The following is a 3,192-nucleotide window of genomic DNA, read 5'->3' on the forward strand; positions in this document are numbered from 1 at the left end:
CGGCGCCGGCCCGCTGCGCCAGCCCTGCCAGGGGGCCTCCCCGCGGACCTCCCCGTGAACCTCCCAGCGGTCCGCTCGCGCCTCCGCTCGCGCCTCCGCTCGCGCCTCCGCTCGCGCCTCCGCTCGGGCCTCCGTTCGGTCCGTTCGGTCCGCTTCGACCGCTTGCCGCGCCGCCCTGCGCGCCTGCCGGCGCACCCCCCGCGGGGCCGACCGGACCACCCGGACCGTTCAGCGGGCTTCCCCGCGTGCCACCGGACGTACCGCCCCGCGCACCCTCCGCCGCACCCGCACCGCCCTGCTCCCCCCGCCCGTCGCCGGCCCCCGGCGCGCCCGGCTCCGCCGCCGCACCGCCCCCCGCCGGCAGGCGCAGCGCGTTCAGCACCACCCCGCCGCCGTCGTCCACCAGCAGCCCCAGCCGCCGCTCCTCGCCGTCCAGCACCGTCCGCGCCGCCGCCACCGTGCCCGTGGGCACCCCCAGCGTCGCCGCCAGCGTCCGCGCCGTGCCCACCGGCACCAGCGACAGCGGCGCGTCCGCCAGCGTCTCCTGCCGGCGCAGCTCGCTCACCACCCGCAGGAACGCCCGGTCGTCACCGATGACCACCGGCCGTCTCCCGCCCGGGCGGGACAGCGCGCGGGTCAGCTCCGCCGCGCTCTCCGGCAGGCAGATCTTCGTGGCCGCCGCCGCGGAGAGCACGTCCCTCGCGATCCGTACCGCTTCCCCGTCCGCCCGCCGTGCAGCGGGGTCGATGAGCACGAGCAGTGAGCGCCCGGTGGGGTCTGGAGCCGACACCACGGTCCTTCCTCAGGTAATCTCTCGGTGCAAGAGCCCCTGTCGCACTTGTGCCAGGGGCTTCGTCTATCCGGGGCCCGGTCCGATCCCCGGTGCACGGCGCACCGCACGTTGGACATGCCCCGCCCGGAAGGGGTGTACGCCTGTGCCCGCACTTGTGCTGCTCGGTGCTCAGTGGGGTGACGAAGGCAAGGGGAAGGCCACCGATCTGCTCGGCGGCTCGGTGGACTACGTGGTGCGTTTCCAGGGCGGGAACAACGCCGGGCACACGGTGGTGGTCGGCGACCAGACGTATGCGCTGCACCTGCTGCCGTCGGGCATCCTGTCGCCGGGCTGCACGCCGGTGATCGGCAACGGCGTCGTCGTCGACCCCGAGGTGCTGCTCGGCGAGCTGAGCGCGCTGCAGGACCGCGGCGTGGACACGTCGAAGCTGCTGGTCAGCGGCAACGCCCACCTCATCACGGCGTACCACACCGACCTGGACAAGGTGTCGGAGCGCTTCCTCGGCAAGCGGAAGATCGGCACCACGGGGCGCGGCATCGGCCCGGCCTACGCCGACAAGATCAACCGCGTCGGGATCCGGGTGCAGGACCTCTTCGACGAGTCGATCCTGCGGCAGAAGGTCGACGCGGCGCTGGACCAGAAGAACCAGGTCCTCGCCAAGCTCTACAACCGCCGCGCCATCCGCCCGGACGCCGTCGTCGAGCAGCTCCTCGGCTACGCGGAGCAGCTGCGCCCGTACGTCGCCGACACCACCCTCGTCCTCAACGAGGCCCTCGACGGCGGGAAGGTCGTCCTCTTCGAGGGCGGGCAGGGCACGCTCCTCGACGTCGACCACGGCACGTACCCCTTCGTCACCTCGTCCAATCCGACCGCGGGGGGCGCCTGCACGGGGACCGGCGTCGGCCCCACCCGGATCAGCCGGGTCATCGGCATCCTCAAGGCGTACACAACGCGCGTGGGTGCCGGACCGTTCCCGACGGAGCTGTTCGACGAGGACGGCGACCGGCTGCGCACCGTCGGCGGCGAGCGCGGCGTGACCACCGGCCGGGACCGGCGCTGCGGCTGGTTCGACGCGGTGATCGCCCGCTACGCCACCCGCGTCAACGGCCTGACGGACTTCTTCCTCACCAAGCTCGACGTGCTCACCGGCTGGGAACGGATCCCGGTCTGCGTCGCGTACGACATCGACGGCCGCCGGGTCACCGAACTGCCGTACAGCCAGACCGACTTCCACCACGCCACCCCGGTGTACGAGATGCTGCCGGGCTGGTCCGAGGACATCTCGAAGGCGACGACCTTCGAGGAGCTGCCGAAGAACGCGCAGGCGTACGTCAAGGCGCTGGAGGAGATGTCGGGCGCCCCGGTCTCGGCGATCGGCGTGGGCCCCGGCCGGAACGAGACGATCCAGATCAACTCGTTCCTGTAAGACGTCCTCGACGTCAGGCACGTCCCTTCAGCCGCTGGTCCTGCAGCGTCGTCAGCTGCTGCACAACCAGCAGCGCCAGCACGCTCGTCACGATCAGCACCACCGAGAACAGCAGGTCGAGCAGCACGATCTGGGACGCCGAGTCGATCGAGCTGCCGACCTTCCAGTTCTCCGCGGTGCCCACGGCGAGCGCCATCGAGGCGATCCAGACCGTCCACCAGGCGTACACCACCCCCTTGCCGTACGTCACGGGCCGCGGGCCGTAGCCGACGGGCGGCCGGGTCTGGTGCGGGAACGGGCTGCTGACCCGGAAGATGTCGTTGACGATCTGCAGGGGGAACCACAGCTGGGCGACCGGTATGTACCAGCAGCCGATGGCCAGCCCGGGGGAGTAGCGCACCTGGCCCGGGGCGAACGCCTCGGCGTTCGCGCGCAGCCGGTGGAACCAGACCGACCACAGCACGGCGACCACCGCGAAGAGCAGGAAGTTGCCGGCGGTGAGGTTCTCCATCCGGTCGAGGTCCGCGGCCATGCCCCACGTGCTCCCGGCGTCGCTCAGCGTGCCGAGGAGGCTGATCTCCTGGACGGCCTGGAGGCAGACGTACGCCGCGTAGACGCCCAGCAGCACCTGCAGCGCCGTGGCGACGGGCCGCACGGCGCGCGGCGTGCCCGGCCCCGGGCGCGCGGCCTGCCACCCGGTCTGGCCGTACGGCGGCGGGGTGCCGTAGGGCGGCGGCTGGTAGGCGGTGGGCTGCTGGTGCGCCGCGGGCTGCCGGGGGGCGGTGGGCTGCTGGTGGGCGTGCGGCGGGGTGCCCGGGGCGCCGTACGCCGGGCGCGGCTGCGGCGGGGTGCCGAACGGCTGCCGCGGGGCCTGGGCCTGCGGACCCGTCTGCCCGAACGGGCCCGGGGCCGGGCCGGCCCCGGCCGGCGGCGGCTCTCCGGGATCTCCGGTGCCGGTCACGGACGTCGTGGC

The 3,192-nt window shown here is 73.7% G+C and carries 3 protein-coding genes; 1 reads left to right on the plus strand and 2 read right to left on the minus strand.

Annotated features, from left to right (window positions below):
* A partial coding sequence (locus ABD317_RS35160; protein WP_425582525.1) for a diacylglycerol kinase family protein occupies window positions 1-793 on the minus strand: 793 nt, incomplete at its 3' end.
* A 142-nt stretch (window positions 794-935) separates the two neighbouring features.
* Between ABD317_RS35160 and ABD317_RS35165 the strand changes: the two genes are divergently transcribed.
* Window positions 936-2,219 carry an adenylosuccinate synthase gene (locus ABD317_RS35165; RefSeq protein ID WP_344295752.1) on the plus strand — a complete coding sequence of 428 codons (1,284 nt, stop codon included), beginning with the start codon at window positions 936-938 and terminating at the stop codon, window positions 2,217-2,219.
* 13 nt (window positions 2,220-2,232) lie between these two features.
* On the opposite strand, the gene ABD317_RS35170 is transcribed toward ABD317_RS35165, so the two are convergent.
* Window positions 2,233-3,192: DUF4328 domain-containing protein (locus ABD317_RS35170; protein ID WP_344295755.1), on the minus strand; the 960-nt coding region annotated here is incomplete at its 5' end.

Source organism: Streptomyces synnematoformans, from assembly GCF_039531005.1.
Taxonomy (GTDB): Bacteria; Actinomycetota; Actinomycetes; order Streptomycetales; family Streptomycetaceae; genus Streptomyces; species Streptomyces synnematoformans.